We start from the raw sequence: 23,574 nt of genomic DNA, 5'->3' as shown, positions 1-23,574 counted from the left end.
ACACTCCTTGGTTGCAGCCCCTCGCCCGCCGCCTGCCGCACGGGACCGGCCGGGGCCTAGTCGAATTGACCGGCCGCGTCCGCGATGAAGGCGACCGAGTCCTTGGGGCTCAACCCCGCGGCGACCAGATGCCCCCACAGCATCGAGTAGTAGTCGACCTCATCGGCGTTCTCCTGGAACGTCCCGTCGACCGTGCCTTCGACGTAGACCACGTCGCGGTCGGCGGGATCGGGGAACTCCATGATCACGAACGACGCGCCCATACCGGGGTATGAGCGGTGCGCGAAAGGGATCACCTGGAAGGTGACGTTCGGTCGGGTGGACAGGTCCACCAGGTGTTCCAGTTGGGTCCGCATCACCTCGGGGCCGCCGACCGGTCGGCGCAGCACGCTCTCGTCGAGCACGAACGAGACCCGCGGCGGGTCCTCGCGCTCCAGGATCCGCTTGCGCGTCAGGCGCATCGTGATCCGGCGTTCCGCTTCGTCCGGCGACATGTCCGGCGCGCCCTCGGCGATCAGCGCCCGGATGTAGGCCTCGCTCTGGGCGAGTCCGGGCACCAGCATCGCGTTGTAGGTGCGCAGGATGGCGGCCTCGGCCTCGAAGCCGAGGAAGGCTCCGCGACCGACGTCGCCGAAGGATTCCCACCAGCCCTTGATCCGGGCCTCGCGGGCGATCTGCACGAGATACTCGCGCTGTTCCTCCGGCACCCCGTAGAGCAGTAGCATGTCGCGCACGTCCCGGGGCGTGACCCCGACCCGCAGCGTCTCGATGCGACTGATCTTGGACGGCGAGCACTCCAGCTTCTCGCCGACGTCCTCGATGGTCAGCCCGGCCGCCTCTCGCAGCCGGCGCAGCTCACTGGCGAGACGACGCTTGCGAACCGTGGGGCTCGGTTGCATGGTCACCTGTCAACCGCCTTTCGCACGAACCTCAGTGTGGAACGGGACTTGAGGGGCCGCAAAGACCTGTCATCCAATCGTGTAGTGCAACTTGCAGAAACCCACCGGCCGGTCGCAGGCTGCTAGCCAACACGCCGCTCCGGGGATGTCAAGCGGGTGCCACCCACCAACAGTGGAAGGACCAAGGATGACCGAGTTCACCGGACGTCGTTGGGACATCGCCTGCCTGGACGCGCTTGACCGGAAGCGGCAGGTGCAGGTGTGGTCCTGCCCCGGCCGGATCGTCATGATCTCACCGCCAGCCGAGACCTCCACCCTGTCGATCGCCGAGGCGACCCAGCTCCGCAAGAGCCTGGAACGCGCCATCGAGGAGGCAACCGCCCTGCTCGTGAACCGGGTGGGGTGACCCCACCCCATGCCCACCAGCGTGTTCAGTCAACTCGACAAGTCCCTGCACGAACATTTGTCCGACCTGATGCGACTGGCCGCCAAGGCTGACGACCGTACCGCGGTCGGCCTGGCCCGGGCCGAACTACCCCGCATGGTGACCGCGCTCAAGGCGCTGCTCGACGAGCACCAGCCCGACGAGAACGGCCGCTGCCCCACCTGCCGCACCCGCCGCTTCAGCCGTCGGCTTCCCTCGCCGTGCCGCGCCTACCTGGCCGCGCACCTGTGCCTGACGATCACCCGCGACGAACAGCGGGCGACCAGGTCGGAGACGAGCGGCCGCCGCCCCAACCACCTCCGCAGCGCCGGCTGAGGGTCCAGCCGCGCGACAACCCCAGGACGACACGGACCCCGAGTCCGTGGTCGATCCGGGTGGCGCTTCACCCCCGTACGCCCCCTCCCCGCGCCACCCGGGACACACACGCGATCCCCGCCCCACTCCCAAGCATCGCCGGGCGGGGATCGTGTGTGCAATAAGGATCTTCACTCGAAAGAGTGACAGAACCATTGACGGAGCACGGACTCCGGATCGCCCTCGCCGCTCCAGGCCACCACCCCGTCCGGTCGGACGAGCAGCGGCTCGGGACCCTCCACAAAGGCGATTCCGTACTTTGTTGCGATACCAAGGAGTTCCGCATCGCCGACCAGCACCGGCCGGCCGTCGTGGCAGTGATCGGCCAGACGTGAGCCGTCCTCGAACACCACCGCGGGCGCCTGCGTCCGCGCCACGCCGGAGATGTTCTTGACCACGTAGGTCGCGCCGTCGGCGGTGTCGAGCAGGTCTCGCATCACCTCACGCAACGCCCGGCTCCGCGGATCGGGCCGCAGCAGTGCCACCTGGGCCATCGCCCAGTCCTGCACCCACTTCCCGACCGGATGCCGCTCCCGCTGATACGTGTCGAGCAGCCCTTCCGCCGCCGTGCCCCGGATCGTGGCGGCGAGCTTCCAGCCCAGGTTGACCGCGTCGCCGATGCCGAGGTTCATGCCCTGGCCGCCGAAGGGCGGGTGCACGTGGGCGGCGTCGCCGGCCAACAGCACCCGGCCCCGCCGGTACTCGGCGGCCTGTCGGGTCGTGTCCGTGGACCGGGAACCGTGGTGCAGGCGCGTGACCGTCACCGGCACACCGCTGACCCGGCGCAGAGTCTCCTGCACCAACTCGGCCGTCACGGGCACGTCCCGGTCCACCGGCCCGCTCACGTATTCGGTGGGGCCGACCAGACGCACACCCTCACCCAGCTCGATGCTCATATAGAAGCCGGTGTCGGTGAATCCGCCCCCGGGCAGGTCGCCGTCCAGTTCCACCACGGCCTGGTACGACACCTGTTCCGGCTCCACGCCGGGAAAGTCGATGCCGGCCAGCCGCCGCACCGCGCTGTGCGCGCCATCGCAGCCGACCAGCCAGCCGGCCCGGAACCGTTGTGTGCCGGCATGAACGGTCACACCGTCGGCGTCGGCGTCGAAGCCGGTCACCGCCATGCCGTGCCGGATCTCGACGCCGAGCTCGCGGGCCCGGTCGGCCAGCAGGTCCACCAACTCCGCCCGGTGCACAAAACCTCCGCCGCCGACCCGGCGGCCGACCCGGCGCAGGTCCGGGTCGTCACGGTCCAGCAGCGAGCTCCGCGCGAAGATGAGCGAGAAGTGCCCGATGCTGGCCGCGTCCCCGTTCTCGTCCTCGCCCCACAGCTCGGGCGCGCCCTGCTGGGCCTTGCGCACCGCCGGCAACAGGCCGCGCCGGTCGAAGTGCTCCACCGTGGGCACGTTCATCGCCCGCGCACCCATCGGGCCGTCCACCTCGCGCCGCCGCGTCGGCGTCAGCCCCTCCAGCACCAGCACGCTCACTCCGGCCAGCCCCAGCTCCACGGCCAGCGTCATGCCGACCGGGCCGCCGCCGGCGATCACCACGTCGAAGTCCACCACTCCCCCTAACCGAGAACAACGTTCGCGGTTTTCACGCTACCGAACTGAGTACAGTGTTCGCAATGAACGAGCCACTGATCTGGGAGCGTCCCGAGCGCGGCAACCGGGGCCCGCGCCGTGCGCACAGCCGGGACCAGATCACCGCGACCGCGGTGGCGATCGCCGACGCGGAGGGCATCGAGGCGGTGTCCATGCGACGGGTCGCCCAGGCGTTCGGGACCGGCGCGGCGTCGCTCTACCGCTATGTCAACAGCAAGGACGAGCTGTACGACCTGATGCTGGACGCGGTGCTGGGCGAGGAACGCCTGACGCCACACACCGGAAACTGGCGGCACGACCTCCGCGAGATCGCCCACCACACCCGACGGATGATCCGACGTCATCCGTGGACGGCCACCCTCACCGCCGGCCGTCCCATCTTGGGACCGAACAGCTTGCGCAGCCTGGAGCACGCGCTTTCCGCACTGGACGGACTGCCGATGGACCCGGACCAGAAGATGATCGTCGTCGACACACTGCTGGCGTACGTGCGCGGCCACACCATGACCGAGGTGGCGGAGAGCGAGGCGATGCGCCGGTCCGGCCTGGACTTCGCCCAGTACATCCAGGGTCAGGCCCGTTACGGGCGAATCGTCGCGGAAAGCGGCCTTTACCCGAGGCTCACTCAATACTGGATGGAGGCGACCGTGCCGCACTCTCCGGACCGCGAGGAGCAGTCCTTCGAGCGGGGCCTGGCCCACGTCATCGACGGCGTCGCCGCCCGGTTGCCGCAGTCTTGATCACGCGACGTAACGCAATACCGGGCAGACAGGGCCGGAACCTCACCCAATCGAGCGTGACCGTGACCACTTTCCCACCGCCAGCTGAGGGTAAAGTAATATTTACAGTCCGTTGACCTCTCTTGGGGGTAACTCTCGGCATCATGGGGGTCACGGATCATCAGCTACCGATTCTCTGGGGAGTTAGACGTTGACCGTCTCCGAGGAGCGCTCGAAGAAGTCACACGCGGGTGAGCACACGACGGCGGGGCCGCCCACCGGCCTGCGCTCGGTGCTGCGCTTCGACCTGCCCGCGTCCTTTGTCGTATTCCTGGTGGCAGTGCCGCTGTCGCTGGGCATCGCGGCGGCGTCCGGCGCGCCGCTGATCGCCGGCCTGATCGCCGCCGTCGTCGGCGGTGTGGTCGGCGGCCTGCTCAGCGGGGCTCCGCTGCAGGTCGCGGGCCCGGCCGCCGGCCTGACCGTGATCGTGGCCGGCCTGGTCGCGCAGTTCGGCTGGGCCGCGACCGCCGCCATCACCGTCGGCGCGGGCCTGGTCCAGATCCTGCTCGGCCTGAGCCGGGTCGGCCGCCTCGCCCTGTCCCTCTCGCCGGCCGTGGTGCACGGCATGCTGGCCGGCATCGGCGTCGTCATCGCCGTCGGCCAGCTGCACGTGGTGCTCGGCGGCACCAACCACGGCTCGGTGCTGGCCAACCTGGAGGCACTGCCGGGCCAGCTCATCGGCCTGCACCCCGGCGCGCTGCTGGTCGGGGCGCTGACCATCGCGGTGATGGTGCTGTGGCCGAAGCTGCCGCGGGTGAACGTGGTGCCGGCGCCGCTGGTCGCGGTGGCGATCGGCACGGCGGTGGCAGCGGGCTTCCGACTCGACCTGACCCGCGTGTCGCTGCCGTCGGACATCCTGAACGAGGTCGTGCTGCCGCAGCTGCCCAGCGGGCCGGTGCTGGCGATCATCGGCGGTGTGCTCACCGTCGCGCTGGTGGCCAGCGTCGAGTCGCTGCTGTCGGCGGTGGCCGTGGACAAGCTGCACGACGGCCCGCGGGCCAACCTGGACAAGGAGCTCGTCGCGCAGGGTGTGGCCAACACGCTGTCCGGCGCGCTCGGCGGCCTGCCGGTGACCGGCGTGATCGTGCGCAGTTCGACGAACGTGGCCGCGGGCGCGAAGAGCCGCTGGTCCACGATCATGCACGGCACCTGGATGCTGCTGGCCGTGCTGCTGCTGTCCAGCGTGCTGCAGCAGATCCCGATGGCGGCGCTGGCCGCGGTCCTGGTGGTGATCGGCGTCCGGCTGGTCAGCATCGGGCACATGAAGCAGCTGTGGCGGCACCGGGAAATGGTGGTGTACGCGGCGACGCTGCTCGGCGTGATCGCGTTCGGCCTGGTCGAGGGCGTGCTGGTGGGCCTGGTCGTGGCGCTGGTCAGGGCGTTCTACCGCCTCACGCACTCCACTGTGGACGTTCAGCGGGAGGACGGGCGCTGGCTGGTGTCGGTCCGCGGCTCGCTGGTGTTCTTCGGCGCCGGCAAGGTCGTGCGCGAGCTGCGGGCGATCCCGTTGCGCGAGAACGTGGTTCTCGAGCTGCACGTCGACTTCATGGACCACGGCGTGTTCGAGGCGATCAACGACTGGCGCATCGGCTACGAGCGCACCGGTGGCCGGGTGCGGGTGGACGAGGTGCTGGACAGCTGGTACCACCGGGCCATCGGCGGCCGGCCGGCGCGGCGGAAGTCCGTGCGCCAGAACGTGCCACCGCGCTGGTTCGCGCCGTGGTCGCACTGGCAGCAGACCGAGCCCGCCGACGTCGAGCTGCCCACGCAGTCCGACAGCGACGACCACCTGATCGCCGGCATCCGGGCGTTCGAGAAGCACGCGGCGCCGCTGGTCCGGCCGTTCCTGAGCGAGCTCGCCGAGCACGGGCAGAAGCCCAAGCAGCTGTTCATCACCTGCTCGGACTCCCGGGTGCTGCCCAACCTGTTCACCAGCAGCGGTCCCGGCGACCAGTTCAGCCTGCGCAACGTCGGCAACCTCGTGCCCGGGTACGGCGAGGACGCCTCCGTCGGCTCCGCCATCGAGTACGCGGTGGACGTCCTGTCCGTGCAGGAGATCGTCGTGTGCGGGCACTCCGACTGCGGGGCCATGAAGGCCGTGCTGGCGCAGTCGGTGCAGGAGCCGTCCGCGCTGCACGACTGGCTCCGCAACGCCGAGGCGAGCCTGCTGCGGCTGGCCTCGACCGCCGGCGAGGACGCCGAGCTGCCCGCCAACGAGCGGCTCTGCCTGGCCAACATCGCGCAGCAGCTGGAGAACCTGCTCAGCTACCCCAACGTCGCCGCGGCTGTGGCGGCGGGCAAGGTCAAGCTGGTCGGCATGTACTTCGACATCTCGACGGCCAAGGTCTTCCTGCTCGACCCCGACCGCCGGGCCCTGCGCGACATCACCGTGTGAGAGAAGGGAGATGGTGGCGCGGACGTCAGCCGCACGCCCGCGCCACCTCCCGGCCGGACCCGCCGCCCTGCACGGCGGTCCGGCCACGCGAAATCGGCGCGGACAGCAGCCCAGCCGCTGTCCGCGCCGATCCGTCAAGGGCGGTGCGGTCCCCGCTGCCGCGCCACCCCCGGCGGTGGCGCGTCCCCCGCGACCGCGCCACCCTTTCCTTCCCTTTCCTCAGATCAGGCCCTCGCGGACCGCGAACGCCACCGCGTGCGAGCGGTTGCGCAGCTCGAAGCGCACCGTCACGTCGTGCAGCAGGCTCTTGACCGTGCGCTCGGAGTAGCACAGCTTCTTGGCTATCTCCCGGGTGCTCAGGCCCTGCGCGATCAGCCGCAGCACGTCGGTCTCGCGCGCGGAGATCCCGGACAGCCGCAGCCCCCGCGGCTCGAGCACCTTCGTCTGGAGCCGGCCGACCCGGTCCAACAGTCGGCCGAGCATGTCCGGCGGCATCGAGCCCTCGCCGGCCCGGGCCGCGTTGACCAGGCGGACCAGCGCCTCGGCGTCGATCTCGCCGCGCCGGGCCACCGCGCAGACTCCCGACTGCACGGCCGCGAGCACCTCGTTGTCGTCGATGTCACCGGCCACCAGCACGATGCGCCGGTAGCCGCGGCCGCGCATCCGGCGCAGCAGCGCGGTGACCCGCTCGTCGAAGCGGTCCCCCACCGCGAGCACGACGGTGCGGGCCGGGTCGGCCTGCGCGTCGTCGACGAGTTGGATCTCCGGTCGCCCGCGCAGCGCCATCACGATGCCACCACGCAGGATCGGGTCGGTCGCGCACACGAATACCGCGGTGCGAGTCATGGTGTTGAGCACGAGATTCCCCTGCCTCCCCATCAGGCACGCCCAGGTTCGGCGAGCCGTGCCATCAGGATGCCCTTTGGGGCTTCCCGGGCGCATGGGTGCACGCTCCCGGGAAGCCGGGAGGTTGCACCCAGATTTGGCCCTCGCCGCGTTGGTGGAGCGTGACGCCGCAGCCGCCGAGGAGCGGATGCGGCGTCACGCCGAGCGCACCGCCAGGCTCGTGCGCGGGGTGTCACGAACGATCTGGCGCGACTAGCAGCTGTGGGTCCAGGAGCACTCCAGGCTCGCCCGCGGATCCGTCACCTTGCCCGGCGTAGTCTTGGCGTGCGGGACGAGCCGCGGCGCGTGCGAGGTGTCGTCGGCGCCGTTGTACTGGGCCAGCCGGACCGCGACGGCGTCCTCGACGTCCTTGACCGAGCCGGGCAGGAAGTTGTTCGACACCAAGGAGAACACCAGCTTCTCACCGTCGGCGGCGGTGACGTAACCGGACAGGGCGCTGACGCCGGTCATCGAGCCGGTCTTGGCGTGCACGTTGTTCGCGGCGGGCGTGCCGGCCATCCGGTTGGCCAGCGTGCCGCCGATCGCCGGGTTGCTGTTGCCGGCCACCGGCAGCGCGTCGTACCAGGTCTGGAACCACGGCCGGGACTTGGCGTTGATCAGCAGCTGGGCGATCTGCGCCGGGCTGACGATGTCCAACCTGGACAGTCCGGAGCCGTCGAACTGGTTGTACTTGGCGGGATCGATGCCCAGCGCGCCGAGCTTGGTGGTCAGCGCGTTGACGCCGGCCCCGAAACTGCCCGAGCCGAGCCGCTCCACGCCGGCCGCCTTGGTCAGCGTCTCGGCGATGAGATTGTTGCTCTGCTTGAGGAACGGAGCCATCAGCTGGCCGATGGTGGCCGAGGTGTGGCTGGCCACGGTGGACAGGCCGGTCGGCATCTTCTGGAACGTGGTCGTGCCGGTGACCGACACGCCCGCGTCGGACAGTGCCTTGCGGAAGACCGACGCCGCGAAGGCGGTCGGGTTGTCCACCGACATCTGGCTGGTGACGGCCGCCGCGCCGGCCGCGATGGTGCCGCTGACGGTGATCGTGTTGGTGCCGTGCACGCGGTTCACCGACAGGCCGGTCGAGGTGCCGGTGGTCGCCGTGCTCTGGATGGTGACGTACGTGTTCGGCGGCGTCATGGTCACCACCGCCGGCTGGCCCTGCGCGCCCGGCGCGACCGTCACGTTCACCGAGCCGGCGTTGGCGTTGTTGTCGGGTGCGACGGTCAGCGCCGACACCTGGGCGTTGTAGAAGTACGGCTCGTCGTCCCACGCCCAGCCCGGGCCGAGGCGCACGCTGTCGTAGTACGTGTCGTCGGCGACCAAGTGGCCGGTGACGTTGGTGATACCGGCCTGCTTCACCTGGTTGGCCATGGCCTGGTAGTCGGCGAGCGTGGTGCTCGGGTCGCCGAAGCCTTTGAGGTACAGGTCGCCGGTGAGCGTGCCGCCGGAGACCGTGCCGGCCGGGCGGACGATCGTGTCGAACGAGTAGTCGGCGCCGAGCAGGTCCAGCGCCGCCGCCGAGGTCACCAGCTTCTCGTTGGACGCCGGCACCAGCAGGTCGTCGCCGAGGCGGGAGTACAGGGTCTCGCCGGTGTCGGCGTTGCGGACCACGAGCCCGGCGTGGCCGCCCGCGAGCTCGGGGTTGGCCAGCAGGGAGTCGAGGTCCTGGCCGAGGGCTGAGGCGTTGGCCGAGCCCGCGCTGGCCGCCGCCGGCAGCGCGAGCAGGGCGGCCGCGACGCAGCCGATCGCGATGTTGCGCGAAGAGGTTCTCACGGTGCCCAAGACGAGCAGCAATCGCGAGAAGTTGCAAACGGGGACCGAAGTGACCGGTTTTCCGGCCGAACGGTCGGCGCGGCGTTGCGCCGCACCGACCGTGGACCAATTCGGTCTGCTCAGGCGTCCTGCTCGGTGCGGTCGCCGCTCCACAGGGTGTGGAAGCTGGCCTCGCCCTTGTCGACGCGCCGGTAGGTGTGCGCGCCGAAGAAGTCGCGCAGGCCCTGGATCAGCGCGGCCGGCAGGCGCTCGGCCCGCAGCGCGTCGTAGTACGCCAGCGCCGAGGAGAAGCCCGGCGCGGGCACGCCGGCGCTCGCGGCCGCGACGACAACCCGCCGCCACGACTCCTGGGCCTTGATCACCGCGTCGGCGAAGTACTCGTCCACCAGCAGCGACGGCAGGTTGCCGTCCTTGTCGTACGCGTCCTTGATCCGGTTGAGGAACCGCGCCCGGATGATGCAGCCGCCCCGCCAGATGGTGGCCATCGAGCCGAGGTCGATCTGCCAGCCGTAGGTGTCGGCGGCGGTGCGGATCTCGTCGAAGCCCTGCGCGTAGGCCACGACCTTGGACGCGTACAGCGCCTGCCGGACGTCCTCGACGAACGCCTCGCGGTCGGCGATCGACGGCTTCGAGGCGGGGCCGGGCAGCACCTTCTGCGCGGCGGCGCGCTGGCCGACGTGGCCGGACAGCGACCGGGCGAACACGGCCTCGGCGATGCCGGTGACCGGCACGCCCAGCTCCAGGGCTTCCTGCACGGTCCAGCGGCCGGTGCCCTTCTGCTCGGCCTGGTCGGCGACGATCTCCACGAACGGCTTGCCGGTCGCGGCGTCGACGTGCCCGAGCACCTCGGCGGTGATCTCCACCAGGTACGACTCGAGGTCGCCGGTGTTCCAGCCGCGGAAGACCTCGGCGATCTCCGTCGGCGTCAGGCCGGCGACGTTGCTGAGCAGGTCGTACGCCTCGGCGATGAGCTGCATGTCGGCGTACTCGATGCCGTTGTGCACCATCTTCACGAAGTGACCGGCGCCGTCCTCGCCGACGTGCGTGCAGCACGGCACGCCGTCGACCTGCGCGGCGATGGCCTCCAGCACGGGACCGAGGTGCTGGTAGGACTCCGCCGAGCCGCCGGGCATGATGCTCGGCCCGTTGAGCGCGCCCTCCTCGCCGCCGGAGATGCCGGTGCCGACGAAGTGCAGGCCGCGCTCCTTGAGCGCCTTCTCCCGGCGCCGGGTGTCCGCGAAGTGGGCGTTGCCGCCGTCGACGATCATGTCGCCGGGCTCCATGAGCTCGGCCAGCTCGTCGATCACGGCGTCGGTGGGGCCGCCCGCCTTGACCATGATGATCACCTGGCGCGGCTTCTGCAGGGACTGCACGAACTCGGCGGTCGTCTCCGCCGGCACGAACTCGCCCTCGGAGCCGTACTGCTCGACCAGCGCCTTGGTGCGCGCCGACGACCTGTTGTGCACGGCGACCCGGAAACCGTGACGAGCCAGGTTGCGAGCCAGGTTGCTCCCCATCACGGCCAGGCCCGTGACGCCGATCCGAGCCTTCTGTTCAGTTGCCATACACCCAGCCTGCCTGGCCGGGCGCTCAACTTCCAGCCGACATGGCTAAATCGATCCCGGGTGCTTCCCGCACGCGTTCAGCCGCAGCAGCACTGCCAGCAGCTGATCGCGTTCGGCCGGCTCCAGCGTGCCGAACATCTCCTCGGCGGCCCCGCGCTGGGCCTGCTCGATGCGGCTGACGAGCAGCCGGCCGGCCTCGGTGAGGGTGACGAGCATGGAGCGACGGTCGCCGGGATCGGGCCGGCGCAGCACCAGGCCCTGGTCCTCCAGCCCGTCCACGACCGAGGTGGCCGAGCGGGGCACGATGTCGAGCCGGCCGGCCAGGTCGGCCATCCGGATGCCGTCGCCGGCCCGGGCGATCACGCCCAGCGCGCGGCCCTGGCCGGGGGTGAGCCCGAGCGGCGCGAGCTGGTGCATCCAGCGGCCGCGGAGGCGCTTGGCCACGTGCATGAACGCGTCCGCGAGCCGCGCGCTGGTGGCGTCGGTCACGTGAACCTCCCGTTGCCGGCCGTAAAATACTGACCTAACCTCACTATATGACAGGCTCATCATTCACGACGCAGGCGCTGGTCGCGACCGACCGGCCGTCACGCTATCTGGTGCAGCTCTGCAAGCACTTCGGCCACAAGATCCAGACCGTGTGGACCGAGCACGAGGGCGAGCTGTACTTCGACTTCGGCACCGCCCTGCTGCGCACCCGGCCCGAGGGCCTGCACATCACGTGCACCACCGGCGACGCCGAGTCCCTCACGCGCCTCGCCGACGTCGTCGAGCGGCACCTGGTGCGATTCGGCGCCAAGGACGAGCTGGTGGTGGCCTGGACCTCGACGGGCCAGGCCGCCTGACATTAGGGTTCGCCGGCATGGAGCTGCCTGACTGGGTGCCGGCGACCATGGACGTCAGCAAGCCGAGTCCCGCCCGGATGTACGACTACTACCTGGGCGGCACGCACAACTTCGAGGTCGACCGGGACGCCGCGGAGCGGGCCATCGCCGCGATGCCGTACACGATCCAGGGGGCCAGGGGGAACCGCGACTTCCTGCGGCGCGCGGTGCGGCTGCTCGTCGACTCCGGTATCCGGCAGCTGCTCGACCTCGGCTCGGGCATCCCCACCGTGGGGAACGTGCACGAGGTCGCGCAGCGCCGGGACCCCACCGCCCGCGTGGTGTACGTGGACATCGACCCGGTCGCGGTAGCGCACAGCTCCGCGATCCTGCGGCACAACCACCTCGCCACCGTGGTGCAGGCCGACATGCGCGACGTCGACGCCGTGCTGTCCCATCCCCAGGTGCGCGGCCTGATCGACTTCTCCGAGCCGGTCGGCCTGATCATGGCGTCGGTGCTGCACTTCGTGCCGGACTCCTCGCGGCCGGCCGAGATCGTCGCGGCCTACCGGGACGCCGTGCCGGCCGGCAGCCACCTCGCGCTGTCCCACATCGGCGCCAAGGAGGAGCCGGACAACCGGACCGGAATGCTGGCCGACTTCAAGGCCGTGTACCAGAACACCACCAACCCGGTCGTGCTGCGCACCCGGCCGCAGATCGAGTCCTTCTTCGCCGGCTTCGACCTGCTGGAGCCCGGGGTCGTGCTGGTGCACCAGTGGCGGCCGGACGCCGACCAGGAGGTCCCGGCCAAGCTGCCGCCCGGCTACGGCGGCGTCGGAATGAAGGGGTAATGAGCAACCCGGTAGGTCCGAATCACTCTTTGTTCATCTAGGGTTCACCGAACTCGCCACGGCACCGCCTACCGTGCCGCAGGACCCCCGCAGTCACCCCCGGAAGGCATTTGATGTCGGACCTGAGCTACGTCGAGGCCATCGCCGTCGGGCTGCTCCAGGGGGTGAGCGAGCTCTTCCCGGTCTCCAGCCTGGGACACAGCGTGCTGCTACCGGCGCTGGCGGGCGGGCAGTGGGCCAAGGACCTGAGCCTGAGCGGCAAGGAGACGCCGTACCTGGCGGTCCTGGTGGCCATGCACGTGGCGACCGCGCTGGCGCTGGTGGTGTTCTACTGGCGGGACTGGGTGCGCATCATCCGCGGCCTGTGGACGTCCATCGTCACGCGCAAGATCTCCAACGCCGAGCAGCGGCTGGGCTGGCTGCTGGTGGTCGGCACGATCCCGGTCGGCATCGCCGGCATCGCGCTGGACAGCCTCGTGCGCAACGTGCTCGGCAAACCCGTGCCGACGGCGCTGTTCCTGGCGTTGAACGGCCTCGTGCTGTTCGCCGTGGAACGGCTGCAGCACCGGCGCAAGGACGCCGAGGAGCAGGTGTCCCCGGACCAGACGATGATCATCCCGAACGCGGCGTTCTCCTCCGGCGACACCGCCCCGCTGCACGCCATCACCGCCGAGCCGCTGACCGCCGACGAGGCCTCCGAGCGGCGGCTGTCCAAGCTGCAGTGGAAGGAGGCGGTGATGATCGGCGGCGCGCAGGCGCTGGCGCTGCTGCCCGGCATCAGCCGCTCCGGCATCACCATCGTCGCCGGCCTGATGCGGGGCCTGCGCCACGACGACGCCGCCCGCTTCGCCTTCCTGCTGGCCACCCCGGTCATCCTCGGCGCCGGCGTGATCAAGATGCCGGAGCTGTTCAAGCCGGAGGTGCACGGCTCCCTCGGCCCGGCCCTGGTCGGCAGCATCGTCGCCGGCCTCGCGGCGTACGTCTCGGCCCGCTTCCTGGCCTCGTACTTCGAAACCCGGACCCTCAACCCGTTCGCCATCTACTGCATGGTCGCGGGCCTCGGCTCGCTGGCCTACTTCCTCATCGCCGGCACCCCAGCCTGAACCCCCGGCGAGTCACGCTCTCAGGCAGACCGAATGTAGGTTTCGGGCAGAACTGAGCCTCGGGGCTCGTTTCTGCCCGAAACCTACATTCAGGGTGTCCCAGAGCGTGACTCGCGGGGGTTCACGGCAGGACGCGCAGGAGGCCTTCCTGGACGACGGTGGCGACCAGCTTGCCGTCGCGGGTGAAGAACCGGCCGGTGGCCAGGCCCCGGGCGTTGGAGGCGCTGGGCGAGGTGCAGTCGTACAGGAACCACTCGTCGGCCCGGAACGGGCGGTGGAACCACATCGCGTGGTCCAGGCTGGCGCCGAGCACCTTGTCGGTGCCCCAGTACACGCCGTGCCGGGCCAGCACCGAGTCCAGCAGCGTCATGTCCGACGCGTACGCCAGCACGCACACGTGCAGCAGGTCGTCGTCGGGCAGCTTGCCGTCGGCCCGCATCCACACCTGGTTGACCGCCTCGTGCGGGCCGCTCTCCCGGGTGATCCACGGCGGGTCGGCCACGTAGCGCAGGTCGATCGGCCGCTGCCGGTCGTTGGCCAGCTTCACGGCGTCGGGGCCGAGCTGGGCCACCCGCTCGCCGAAGGTCGGCAGCGACTCCGGGTCCGGCACGTCCGGCATCGGCTCGGCGTGGTCCATGCCCGGCTCGATCTTCTGGAACGACGCCGACAGCGAGAAGATCGCCTTGCCGTGCTGGACGGCCACCACCCGGCGGGTCGTGAAGGAGCGGCCGTCGCGGATGCGGTCGACCTCGTAGACGATCGGAACGCGCGGGTCGCCCGGCCGGATGAAGTAGGCGTGCAGGGAGTGCACCTTGCGCTCCTCCGGCACGGTGCGCCCCGCGGCGACGAGGGCCTGGCCGGCGACCTGGCCGCCGAACACGCGGACCGAGGAGTCGGCCGGGCTGACCCCGCGGAAGATGTTCTCCTCGATGCGCTCCAGGTCCAGCAGCGCGACCAGGCGGTCGAGCACCGGCTGCCCGTGCGGCACCCCGTCGAGCGTCAACGGCACCGACCCCGGAGCCTGGGCGGCTCCGGGGTCGGCGGCCGCGGCGCGAGCCGCTTCAGTCAATGGAAACTCCTAGGCGTGATCGTCCTCGCCCAACCGGTGCACCCGGATGAGGTTGGTCGACCCTACGGTGCCGGGCGGCGAGCCGGCCACGATGACCACCAGGTCACCGGGCTGGTAGCGGCCGATGGACAGCATCGAGGTGTCGACCTGGCGGACCATCTGGTCGGTGGAGTCCACCTTAGGCACGAGGAAGGTCTCCGTGCCCCAGGTGAGAGCAAGCTGACTCAGCACGTCCGGCTCCGGCGTGAAGGCCAGCAGCGGCAGGTGCGTGTGCAGCCGGGCCAGCCGGCGCACGGTGTCGCCGGACTGGGTGAACGCGACCAGGGCCTTGGCGTTGAGGCGCTCGCCGATGTCGCGGGCCGCGTAGGAGATGACGCCCCGCTTGGTGCGCGGCACGTGGGTCAGCGGCGGCACCACGGTGGACTCGCTCTCCACCGCCGTGATGATCTTGCCCATGGTCTGCACGGACTCGATCGCGTACCGGCCGACGCTGGTCTCGCCGGACAGCATCAGCGCGTCGGCGCCGTCGAGCACCGCGTTGGCCACGTCCGAGGCCTCGGCCCGGGTCGGCCGGGAGTTGGTGATCATCGAGTCCAGCATCTGCGTGGCCACGATGACCGGCTTGGCGTTCTCCCGGGAGATCTGGATGGCGCGCTTCTGCACCAGCGGGACCTGCTCCAGCGGCAGCTCCACGCCCAGGTCGCCGCGGGCGACCATGACACCGTCGAAGGCGAGCACGATCGCCTCGAGGTTGTCCACCGCCTCCGGCTTCTCGATCTTGGCGATCACCGGCAGCCGGCCCTTGCCGACCCGGTCCATCACCTGGTGGACCAGGTCGATGTCGGCCGGGGAGCGGACGAAGGACAGCGCGATGAAGTCGACGCCCAGGCCGAGCGCGAACTCCAGGTCCTCGATGTCCTTCTCGCTCATCGCCGGCACGGAGACGTCCATGCCGGGCAGCGACAGGCCCTTGTTGTTGCTGACCGGCCCGCCCTCGGTGACCTCGCAGACCACGTCCTGGCCCTCGACGGCGGTGACCACGAGGCCCACCTTGCCGTCGTCGACCAGCAGCCGGTCACCGACCTTGGCGTCCTTGGCCAGGTTCTTGTACGTCGTGGACACCCGATCGTGGGTGCCGGCGACGTCGTCGACGGTGACCCGCACGACGTCGCCCGTCCGCCACTCGACAGGGCCGCCCGCGAACGTTCCCAGGCGGATCTTGGGGCCCTGCAGGTCAGCCAGGATGCCGACCGCGCGGCCCGACTCGGCGGCGGTGGTCCGCACCAGGTCGTACACCTGCTTGTGGTCGGCGTGGCTGCCGTGGCTGAAGTTCATCCGGGCCACGTCCATGCCCGCCGCGACCAGGTCGCGCATCTTCTCCGGGGTGGACGTCGCTGGCCCGAGGGTACAGACGATCTTCGCTCGTCGGCTCACGTTCCAGCAGCTTAGACCGCCGCACTGGACCGATCCCGAACTACCCGGCAGTAATGTTTGGGCGACCGCCTAGAAACCGTCGCAAGGCCCCGGATTTTCAGCGCAGGGTCACCGGTTGATCACTCCTCGTTCACCGCGTCGTCGTCCGTGGCGGTCACCGCCGGCGTCACGGCGGCCACTTCGGCCGGCTTCACGGCGCCCGCGCGCTCCGCCGCCAGCTCCTCCAGGCCGTACCGGGACACGATCTCGGCGTCGGCCAGGTCGAGCACCCGCAGGCCCTCCGCGGCCAGCCGCTCGTTCACCTGGTCGAAGTGGTCCCGGATGATCTGCTTCTCGGCGTCGTTGACCTTGCCGCGGTGCGGCTTGCCGGCGTGCTCCAGGCTGCCGTAGTTGACCTTGGGCTCGCCGGTGGACTTGGCCCGCGCCGGCTTGGCGTAGGACTTCTTGGCCGCCTTGAGCACCACGTCCATCGGGTCGTCCGTGGCCAGCTTGTCGAACTCGGCCAGCGGCATCACCACCGTGCGCGGCTCCTCGTCCGGGGCGAACACCTCGAAGCTGACCACGTCGATGGCCTTGTCGTCGATGGCCGCCAGCTCGGCCGGGGCCGCCTCGATCTCGACCGGGCCGTCCTGCAGCGCGGGGTGCTGGGTGACGACGATCCTGACCAGCTCGCCGTCCTCGACGATCTTGCCGCTCAGGTCGGAGAACCGCACAACCTTCTGGCCCATGGCCGGTGTTTCCTCTCGTCGTGGCGGGCGCGGACTAGGGGCGGAGTCTGCCACAGGCGGGCCCCACACCCGGTCGCGCGACACGCTGCGTTAGAACGGGTGTTCGATAATACCGTGGACCGGAGATGTCGCATTCCGGCGTTCAGCTTCGACGTAAGAGCATGGAGACAGTCACTTCCAAGGACGGCACCTCGATCGCGTACGAGCGGATCGGGCAGGGGCCGGTACTGGCACTCGTCGGCGGGGCGTTCATGACCCGCCACTCCTTCGGGGCGCATGCCCAGGCCCTCGCCGCCGAGTTCGAGGTCGTCACCTACGACCGGCGCGGGCGTGGCGGCAGCACCATCACCCCGCCCTACGCCGTCGAGCGGGAGATCGAGGACCTCGCCGCCGTCGTCGACGCCGTCGGCGCGTCTTTCGTGCACGGCATGTCCTCCGGCGCCGCCCTCGCCTTCCTCGCCGCCGCTGCCGGCCTGCCCGTCCGGCGCCTCTCCGGCATGGAACCGCCCTACCGTGTCGCCGGTGCCCCGCCCGTCGACCCCACCTACGGCCCCATCCTCGAGTCCCTCACCGAGGCCGGCCGCTACGACGAGGTCGTCGCCCACTTCATGATCAACGCCGTCGGCCAGCCGCCCGAGGCCGTCGACCAGCTCAAAGCCTCCCCGATGTGGCCCGACCTGGTCGCCCTCGCCCCCACGCTCGTCCACGACAACGCCGTCATGGGCGACGCGCTCCCGCCCGCCTCCCTCTCCCGCATCCCCGTTCCCACCCTCGTCATCAGCAGCACCGGCAGCGCCCCCTTCCTGCAGTCCGCCTCCGCGGCCGCCGCCTCCCTCATCCCCGACGCCGTCCACGTCCAACGCGACGGCGCCTTCCACGATCTCCCGCCCGAGACCCTCGCCGCCGCCCTCACGGAGTTCTTCAAGCAGTGACATCGCCGACGAGATCCCGGACCGCGTCCCTCACGTCCGTGAAGGCCAGGTCCGGGATCTCGTCCCAGGCCAACCAGCGGTACTCGGAGTCCTCGGCCGACAACGTGATCACGGCGTCGTCGACGATGCGACAGGTGAAGGCGATGCCCGAGAACGGGGACCCTCGCCGCCGGCCACCGACGGAGCGATCCGCTGGCGGTTGGCGGAGGAGTTCCAGGTCGATCCGAACTCTCCTTCGCGGGCGACTGCCTCGGCCAACGATCCTCGATCAGTCACGGGCCCGGGGATCGCTGGCGTCGACGGCCGGGCGTGCGGTGGATGCGTCGGCCGGGTGAGGCCACGCCTTCGCCCGGGCGCGGGCCAGTTGATCGCGCACGACATCCACGCTCGTCGAAAGAGTCTTCGCGATGTCCGCCACGCTACGTCCCGCCGCGACCATCGAGAGCACACGGTGCTCGCGCTCGGTTAGGCCAGCCACGGTGTCGGGATGCCACTCCGTGGGCGGGTACACCAGATGCAGCGCCGACGGCGACATGTAGGTGTCCCCGTCGGCGATCGCCCGGATCGCCGTCAGGACTTCGTCGGCGTCCGCGTCCTTGGACATGTACCCGTACGCGCCGGCGCTCAGCGCGTCGACCACACCTCGACGGATGACATTCGCCGCCAGGACCAGCACCTTGTGTCCGGAGCCGGTCAACTCGCGCAGGCTCTGCACGGCCCGAAGACCGTCACCACTCAGCAGCACGACGCCGCCCGGTGGCTGGTGACCCGCCGCGAACCGCTCGACTGTGTCAGCCACCACCCCCGGTCGGATATCGGAGGTTTCGGCCAACACCCGGGCCACCGCGTTCCGGTACAAGGCGTGCCGCTCGACGACGCCGACGAGGATGCGGCCATCCGCGGGAGTCGCCGAGGCGGCGCGTTCGTGGACCCGCCTCAGCGAGCCCTCGACGTCGAGCCGATCGGCCACCGCTGCCTGGAGGGCGAGGTCGAAGTCGTGCAGTTCGTCCTTGTCATCGGACATCGCGGCGCACCCCTCCCTCGGCTGTGGCCACCGGGGGCTGCGGCGCGGTTATCGCGGTGGTGGCCAACGCAGCTCTCAGGGCCTGTTTGGCGTGCCTCAAGTTCGAGCCGACCGTCGCCGGCTTCAGCCCGAAGTGTTCGGCGATCTCACTATTGCTGAAACCGTCCAGATGCCATGCCAGCACGACGCGTTGCCGCGCCGGCAGGCCGGCCAGCAGGGCCGTCACTCGTGGTCCGCCGTCCAGCCGGTCGTCCACCTCGGCCACAGGGTCGGTCTCCTCCTGTGGCAGCCAGCCACCGCGGACGCTGCGTGCGACCCGTTCCCGGTCTCGTCGGGCCTGGTTGACGGCCCAGCGCAGCGCCACCTTCCGTACGTAGGCGTGCGGACTGCGCAGGGTCGACCACTCCTGGAGGACTGTCAGCATGGCCTCCTCCGCCGCGTCCTGGGCTGCTTCGAACGCAAATCCGGCGGTGACCAGGAATTTGACCAAGCGCGGGAAGTCGGCCCGAAAGTAGTCATCGAAGCATCCACCGTCGCCGTTGTGGATCACGCACGCTCGCGCCTCTCCGCCTCAGTGGCCTCGCCGCTGCGGTGCGGTCGGTGCCGAAGCACCACGGTTGTCCCCAGCACCGCGACCACGCCAGCGACCAGTGTCGTCACCACGACCGACCGCGTCGTCATGTACACACCGCCCAGACCGGTCGTCAGTGCCGTCGACAGCATCACCAGGCCGCTCACAGTCCGTCCCAGGCCGTCCGCTGCCTGTTCCTGTTCGTTCACCATACTGAGAAGTGCGATCACGACCCCGTGTCATGCAAAGCCACCAGCGTGCCGGGCCCAGATGGCTGGCGCATGCCGCAGCCGTGTAGGCCCCCGGCCATCGGCGGCCCGACGCTGTTCCGCGGTGCACCCTGCCTTGCTCGTCTACGACCGAACCGAGGCCGGTCACCACCCTGCCCTGCAGATCTCCTGAGCCCAGCGCGGCAGCAGAACGGCCCGACCACAGCCAATCAGGCCGCTGGTTGGGCCAGCGAGGCACAATCTGCGGTCTGCCACGGCGTCAGCGGGCGGGGCGATCGCTCACGCCTACGTGGTCGGCGGCCCATTCGTTGAGGGGGCGGAGTTGGCGCCAGGCCTTGCGGACCCGGTCGAAGGAGCCGCGTTCGTGGAGGACGTCGTCGGGCTCCCAGGTGAAGGAGGCGTAGAGGGACTTGTGCCGCAGCAGGTCGATACGGGGATGGTCGAGCTCGTAGCCACGGGGCTTGGTCTTGAGCTGCTCGCCCTTGATCTCGAACCCGGCCTTGGCCAGCTTCGCGATGATCTTCACCAGGGCCTCGCCGCGACGGGAGTCGTCGACGGCGGTGCGGAAGCGGGCCAGCTGGTCGGCTTCGAGGTGGAAGCAGCCGCCGCCGACGGTGAGGCCGAGCGGACCGACCTGGACGTAGTAGGCGCCGCCGCCGCGGCCCTGTTCGATGACGCCGCCGCAATGGGTCTTGTAGGGGGTCTTCTCCTTGGAGAAGCGGACATCCCGGTAGGGACGGAAGACCTTGGGCTCCCCCAGGCCGCCGAACTCGGGCTCCAGCTCGGCGAGCAGCGCCTCCATCGGCGCCCGCACGTCCCCCTGGTACACGTGCTTGTGCGCATCCCAGTAGACCTTGGAGTTGTCGGCCTCCAGGCCGTCGTAGAAGTCGATGGCGTGCTCGCCGAATCCGTGGAACGTCACGGGTCCAACTGTGCCACCAGCGTCTTGGGGACGACCGCGCGGTAGGCGTCGGTGACGATCCAGGCGAAGCGAAGGGCGGCGGCGATCAGGGCGGCCTGCACGCCGAGGGAGGGGATCGGCCATGCCGCACGGGGTAGGCGCAGACTGATCACTCGGTGAGAGGAGAAACGATGCGGATCGGCTTCACCCTGCCCCAGTACGGCCCGGTGGCGAACCGGCCGGCCGACCTGGTGCGCTTCGCGGCGGAGGCGGAGCGGCTGGGCGCGGACTCCCTGTGGGTGGGCGACCGGCTGTTGAGCCCGCTGGAACCGAAGATCGGTTACGGCCTGAGCGGACCGGGCCCGTTCCCGCCGGAGTTCGCGTCGGTGTTCGACCCGTTCACGGCGCTGACGCTGGCGGCGAGTGTGACGAGCCGGGTCCGGCTGGGCACGAACGTGCTGAACGCGCCGTTCTACTCGCCGTTGCCGCTGGCCCGCACGCTGACGTCGATCGACCGGGCCAGCGACGGCCGGCTGGTGGCGGGGTTCGGCGTCGGCTGGTCGCCGGACGAGTTCGAGGCGGTGGGCGTGCCGTTCGCGGAGCGCGGCCGAAGGCTGGACGAGATCCTGGACGTGGTGGAAGCGGCCTGGACACGGGACGTCGTCGAACACGACAGTCCACTGTGGAATGTCCCGCCGAGCCGGATCGACCACAAGCCGGCCAGGCGCCCGCCGATCCAGCTGGGCGGCTTCGCGCCGGCGGCGCTGAAGCGCATCGGCCGCCGCGCGGACGGTTGGCTGGCGGCCGGGATGCTGCCGGGCATGCTGAAGGCGGAGTACCTCGAGGCGCCGCTGGCGACGATCCGCGAGGCGGCGGCGGAGGCGGGCCGTGACCCGGCGGCGATCGAGGTGGTGCTGCGCGTGAACCCGGCGAAGGGCGTGTCGGCCAAGGAGATCGCGGACGCGACGCTGGCGGTGCACGAGCGGATCGGTCTCGCGGAGGCGTTCGTCGAACTCTGTTACGTGGCCCCGGAGACCGATCACGCGCTCGAACTGGCGGAGGAACTGCTGGGCCTGCTCAGGTGAGTCGGGCCAGCGCGGAGTCGAAGGCGTCGGGCCCGACGTTGGCGCCGCCGTTGAACGGGTCCTGCAGCTGGTAGATGGCGAACAGCAGCAACGTCATGGTCGCGGCCAGCACGCCGACGATGATCACGTGGGCGATCAGCTTCGGCCCGCCGAACATGTAGGTGAAGACCATCGACAGGACGCTGCCGACGATGAGCGCGAACCAGGTCACCGAGTTGACCCCGCTGCCGTCGGCGGCGTCCAGCCGGTCCTGCCGGAACTGGTAGACCTGCCAGAGCTGGTTGGACGCCTCGGTCTTGCGGTCCTTGATCCAGTCGTCGTCGTTGTCGGGCGCCTGGTCGATGGCCTGGTGGATCTGGGCCAGGTACTGCGCGGCGGGGCCGGTGACGGCCTCGCCCGCCTGCATCTGCGGCCACTCCTGGTCGCGTACCGCGGTGGCGTACTTGCGGGCCAGGTCGTGGATCTGCGTACGGGCGGCCTCGGGGAACGAGTCCGAGGCCCAGGTGACGGCGACCAGGCTGTTGGCCTCCTGCTGGGCGTTGTCCCCGGCCGAGCTCACCGTGTCGAACAGCGAGATCAGCACGAAGGCGACGAGCACCGCCTGCAGGCCGCCGACGATCACGAAGACGTTGCCGGCCGACTCGTTGTTGACGGACCTGCCGTCACCGGAGGTGAGACGGTGTATCAGCACGGTGAGCGCGCCGGCGACAATGGCGACGCCGAGCACCCACACCAGCCCTTGCAGGTAGATGTCCATTCACTCTCCTATGTGCTGACAGCCGATTCAAGCACCGTCTACGGTGGGGACCGTATCCGCCAACTCGTTGAAACAGGAAATCGGTGTGGTGTGACCAGGATTCTGCGCATGACGGGTGCCCTTTTACCCGTTCTAGCGATAGCGGCGCTTTTTTCGCCCCGATCGGACGCGGTAACGCCCACTGTGTGTGAGGCAATCCTGGTCCGTACGGGTGAGCACGGCCTCGGCACCACCCTTTCGAGTGTCAGCCTGCCGAGTGGCGCCGAGCGGGTTCTGCACGGTGTGCCGTTCGAGCTGAACGCGCTGGGTTACATCGCGTCACAGGATCTGGTCTATGGCATCGGGGAACACGGTCACGTCATTCGCATAGACCGATCGGGTGGAGTCCGGGATCTCGGCTACGCGCGCGGGGCGCCGTCCGGGGAACTCGCCCAGGCCACCGCCGGCGGCGGCGTCGGGGGCGCCCTGGTGGTCCGGCTGGACGACCGGCTGTTCACGATCGACGTCACCCCGTCGAGCCGGTCGTTCCTCAGCGTGACGCGGGTGGTGCGGATGCGGCCGGAGGCCGACGGCCTGGACGACTTCGCCGTCGACCCGGTCGACGGGCTGTTCTACGGCGTGAATTCCACGCACGGGCGGCCGACCGTCGTCAGCGTCGACCCGAACAGCGGCGCGGTGCACGTCGTCGCCACCCCGGCCGGCCTGCCGCCGCACGGCTCCAGCTACGGGGCCGCCGTGATCGACTCGTCCCGCACGCTGTACGTGGTCGACAACGACGACGGGCACCGGAGCCGGCTGTTCGCGATTCCCCGCGGCGGCCCCGCCCGGGAGGTGGCGTCCGCGCCGCCGGTCGGCTCCTCGGACGCCGCCGGCTGCCTCGGCATGCCCACGCCACCGCCCCCGCCCCCACCTCCGCCGCCGCCCCCACCGCCGACGGCGAGGTCCACCACCCCGCCCCCGCCGGCGCCGACCACGACCACGACCCCGGCGCCTCCACCGCCGTCACCCACGCCGACCTCGGCCGTGGTACCGCCTCCGCCACCGCCGCAACGGCCGGTGACCGTGCCGACGACGACCAAACACGGCTCCCCACCGGTCGTCACGCCCGTGGCGCAGGCGGCGGATCACGAGCAACGCACGAAACAGCGCCGTTGGGCGCTGACCGCGGTGATCCTTCTGGTCGGCGGCGGGGCGGCGACCCATGCCGCCGCGCGGGCGAGGCACCGCTAGCCCGGAAGTCTTTTCCGGTACGCCACTCGGCGTACCGGAAAAGACGGGGGTGATTTCGACGGAAATTCACCCGAACGCCGACCGGAAGTGGCGTGGAATGCGCCGCCCACAGCCGGGCTGACCGGCAAGG

The 23,574-nt window shown here is 70.3% G+C and carries 26 protein-coding genes; 10 read left to right on the top strand and 16 right to left on the bottom strand.

Annotation, left to right across the window (positions count from 1 at the left end):
* Positions 1-56: 56 nt before the first annotated feature.
* A complete protein-coding gene (locus BJ998_RS27895) occupies positions 57-905 on the bottom strand; it encodes a helix-turn-helix domain-containing protein (RefSeq protein WP_376775921.1) in 849 nt (282 codons plus the stop codon).
* A gap of 181 nt (positions 906-1,086) precedes the next feature.
* Between BJ998_RS27895 and BJ998_RS27890 the strand changes: the two genes are divergently transcribed.
* Entirely contained in the window at positions 1,087-1,305 is a 219-nt protein-coding gene (locus BJ998_RS27890) for a hypothetical protein (RefSeq protein WP_184866336.1), read from the top strand.
* 9 nt (positions 1,306-1,314) lie between these two features.
* Positions 1,315-1,659, top strand: coding sequence for a hypothetical protein (locus BJ998_RS27885; protein WP_184866335.1), 345 nt, complete (start codon positions 1,315-1,317; stop codon positions 1,657-1,659).
* Positions 1,660-1,829: 170 nt separating this feature from the next.
* Here BJ998_RS27885 and BJ998_RS27880 read toward each other — a convergent pair whose 3' ends face one another.
* Positions 1,830-3,260 (bottom strand): FAD-dependent oxidoreductase, encoded by a 1,431-nt coding sequence (locus BJ998_RS27880; protein ID WP_312890365.1) that lies wholly within the window; start codon positions 3,258-3,260, stop codon positions 1,830-1,832.
* A gap of 65 nt (positions 3,261-3,325) precedes the next feature.
* Between BJ998_RS27880 and BJ998_RS27875 the strand changes: the two genes are divergently transcribed.
* Positions 3,326-4,042, top strand: a complete 717-nt coding sequence (locus BJ998_RS27875) for a TetR/AcrR family transcriptional regulator (RefSeq protein WP_184866334.1) — start codon at positions 3,326-3,328, stop codon at positions 4,040-4,042.
* Positions 4,043-4,232: 190 nt separating this feature from the next.
* Complete coding sequence (locus BJ998_RS27870; RefSeq protein WP_246488668.1) at positions 4,233-6,476, top strand: SulP family inorganic anion transporter; 2,244 nt, start codon at positions 4,233-4,235, stop codon at positions 6,474-6,476.
* A 219-nt stretch (positions 6,477-6,695) separates the two neighbouring features.
* On the opposite strand, the gene BJ998_RS27865 is transcribed toward BJ998_RS27870, so the two are convergent.
* From BJ998_RS27865 to BJ998_RS27850, 4 genes are all read right to left on the bottom strand, one after another.
* Positions 6,696-7,322: a helix-turn-helix transcriptional regulator gene (locus BJ998_RS27865; RefSeq protein WP_184866333.1), complete on the bottom strand. Its 627-nt coding sequence runs from the start codon at positions 7,320-7,322 to the stop codon at positions 6,696-6,698.
* A gap of 252 nt (positions 7,323-7,574) precedes the next feature.
* Positions 7,575-9,140, bottom strand: a complete 1,566-nt coding sequence (gene dacB / locus BJ998_RS27860; RefSeq protein ID WP_184866332.1) for a D-alanyl-D-alanine carboxypeptidase/D-alanyl-D-alanine endopeptidase — start codon at positions 9,138-9,140, stop codon at positions 7,575-7,577.
* Positions 9,141-9,259: 119 nt separating this feature from the next.
* Positions 9,260-10,705 (bottom strand): NADP-dependent phosphogluconate dehydrogenase, encoded by a 1,446-nt coding sequence (gnd, locus tag BJ998_RS27855; RefSeq protein WP_184866331.1) that lies wholly within the window; start codon positions 10,703-10,705, stop codon positions 9,260-9,262.
* 45 nt (positions 10,706-10,750) lie between these two features.
* Positions 10,751-11,194: a MarR family winged helix-turn-helix transcriptional regulator gene (locus BJ998_RS27850; protein ID WP_221338145.1), complete on the bottom strand. Its 444-nt coding sequence runs from the start codon at positions 11,192-11,194 to the stop codon at positions 10,751-10,753.
* A gap of 47 nt (positions 11,195-11,241) precedes the next feature.
* Between BJ998_RS27850 and BJ998_RS27845 the strand changes: the two genes are divergently transcribed.
* The 3 genes from BJ998_RS27845 (at position 11,242) to BJ998_RS27835 (ending at position 13,483) form a co-directional block, all read left to right on the top strand.
* The gene (locus tag BJ998_RS27845; protein WP_184866329.1) at positions 11,242-11,550 is read left to right on the top strand and encodes a DUF2218 domain-containing protein; all 309 of its coding nucleotides are present in this window, start codon (positions 11,242-11,244) and stop codon (positions 11,548-11,550) included.
* A 17-nt stretch (positions 11,551-11,567) separates the two neighbouring features.
* Positions 11,568-12,380 carry an SAM-dependent methyltransferase gene (locus BJ998_RS27840; protein ID WP_184866328.1) on the top strand — a complete coding sequence of 271 codons (813 nt, stop codon included), beginning with the start codon at positions 11,568-11,570 and terminating at the stop codon, positions 12,378-12,380.
* A 113-nt stretch (positions 12,381-12,493) separates the two neighbouring features.
* Positions 12,494-13,483, top strand: a complete 990-nt coding sequence (locus BJ998_RS27835) for an undecaprenyl-diphosphate phosphatase (protein ID WP_184866326.1) — start codon at positions 12,494-12,496, stop codon at positions 13,481-13,483.
* A 121-nt stretch (positions 13,484-13,604) separates the two neighbouring features.
* Here the strand turns inward: BJ998_RS27835 and tesB are convergent, their stop codons facing one another.
* From tesB to BJ998_RS27820, 3 genes are all read right to left on the bottom strand, one after another.
* Complete coding sequence (gene tesB / locus BJ998_RS27830) at positions 13,605-14,552, bottom strand: acyl-CoA thioesterase II (protein WP_184866324.1); 948 nt, start codon at positions 14,550-14,552, stop codon at positions 13,605-13,607.
* Positions 14,553-14,561: 9 nt separating this feature from the next.
* Positions 14,562-15,986, bottom strand: coding sequence for a pyruvate kinase (gene pyk, locus BJ998_RS27825; protein WP_184866322.1), 1,425 nt, complete (start codon positions 15,984-15,986; stop codon positions 14,562-14,564).
* A 119-nt stretch (positions 15,987-16,105) separates the two neighbouring features.
* The gene (locus BJ998_RS27820; protein ID WP_184866320.1) at positions 16,106-16,714 is read right to left on the bottom strand and encodes a hypothetical protein; all 609 of its coding nucleotides are present in this window, start codon (positions 16,712-16,714) and stop codon (positions 16,106-16,108) included.
* 161 nt (positions 16,715-16,875) lie between these two features.
* On the opposite strand from BJ998_RS27820, the gene BJ998_RS27815 reads away from it, so the two are divergent.
* Positions 16,876-17,646: an alpha/beta fold hydrolase gene (locus tag BJ998_RS27815; protein ID WP_246488666.1), complete on the top strand. Its 771-nt coding sequence runs from the start codon at positions 16,876-16,878 to the stop codon at positions 17,644-17,646.
* Here the strand turns inward: BJ998_RS27815 and BJ998_RS48675 are convergent.
* From BJ998_RS48675 to BJ998_RS47715, 6 genes are all read right to left on the bottom strand, one after another.
* Complete coding sequence (locus BJ998_RS48675; RefSeq protein WP_281392997.1) at positions 17,636-17,758, bottom strand: hypothetical protein; 123 nt, start codon at positions 17,756-17,758, stop codon at positions 17,636-17,638. The two genes, BJ998_RS27815 and BJ998_RS48675, sit on opposite strands and share 11 nt — an antisense overlap.
* 156 nt (positions 17,759-17,914) lie before the next feature.
* Positions 17,915-18,670 (bottom strand): response regulator transcription factor, encoded by a 756-nt coding sequence (locus BJ998_RS27810; protein ID WP_184866317.1) that lies wholly within the window; start codon positions 18,668-18,670, stop codon positions 17,915-17,917.
* The gene (locus BJ998_RS27805; RefSeq protein WP_184866315.1) at positions 18,660-19,220 is read right to left on the bottom strand and encodes an RNA polymerase sigma factor; all 561 of its coding nucleotides are present in this window, start codon (positions 19,218-19,220) and stop codon (positions 18,660-18,662) included. Before BJ998_RS27805 ends, BJ998_RS27810 begins: the two co-directional genes overlap by 11 nt.
* Positions 19,217-19,471 (bottom strand): hypothetical protein, encoded by a 255-nt coding sequence (locus tag BJ998_RS27800; RefSeq protein ID WP_184866313.1) that lies wholly within the window; start codon positions 19,469-19,471, stop codon positions 19,217-19,219. Before BJ998_RS27800 ends, BJ998_RS27805 begins: the two co-directional genes overlap by 4 nt.
* 259 nt (positions 19,472-19,730) lie before the next feature.
* The gene (locus BJ998_RS27795) at positions 19,731-20,393 is read right to left on the bottom strand and encodes a DUF2461 domain-containing protein (protein ID WP_184866311.1); all 663 of its coding nucleotides are present in this window, start codon (positions 20,391-20,393) and stop codon (positions 19,731-19,733) included.
* Positions 20,390-20,545, bottom strand: a complete 156-nt coding sequence (locus tag BJ998_RS47715) for a hypothetical protein (RefSeq protein WP_184866309.1) — start codon at positions 20,543-20,545, stop codon at positions 20,390-20,392. Before BJ998_RS47715 ends, BJ998_RS27795 begins: the two co-directional genes overlap by 4 nt.
* Before the next feature lie 18 nt (positions 20,546-20,563).
* Between BJ998_RS47715 and BJ998_RS27785 the strand changes: the two genes are divergently transcribed.
* On the top strand, positions 20,564-21,457 hold the full coding sequence (locus BJ998_RS27785; protein WP_184866307.1) for a TIGR03619 family F420-dependent LLM class oxidoreductase: 894 nt from the start codon (positions 20,564-20,566) through the stop codon (positions 21,455-21,457).
* Here the strand turns inward: BJ998_RS27785 and BJ998_RS27780 are convergent.
* The gene (locus tag BJ998_RS27780) at positions 21,450-22,214 is read right to left on the bottom strand and encodes a bestrophin-like domain (RefSeq protein ID WP_184866305.1); all 765 of its coding nucleotides are present in this window, start codon (positions 22,212-22,214) and stop codon (positions 21,450-21,452) included. The two genes, BJ998_RS27785 and BJ998_RS27780, sit on opposite strands and share 8 nt — an antisense overlap.
* A gap of 183 nt (positions 22,215-22,397) precedes the next feature.
* On the opposite strand from BJ998_RS27780, the gene BJ998_RS27775 reads away from it, so the two are divergent.
* The gene (locus BJ998_RS27775) at positions 22,398-23,444 is read left to right on the top strand and encodes a DUF6923 family protein (RefSeq protein WP_184866303.1); all 1,047 of its coding nucleotides are present in this window, start codon (positions 22,398-22,400) and stop codon (positions 23,442-23,444) included.
* Positions 23,445-23,574: the final 130 nt, after the last annotated feature.

The sequence above is a fragment of the Kutzneria kofuensis genome, assembly GCF_014203355.1.
GTDB classification, from domain to species: Bacteria; Actinomycetota; Actinomycetes; order Mycobacteriales; family Pseudonocardiaceae; genus Kutzneria; species Kutzneria kofuensis.
This window is presented reverse-complemented; position numbering and strand designations above follow the sequence as displayed.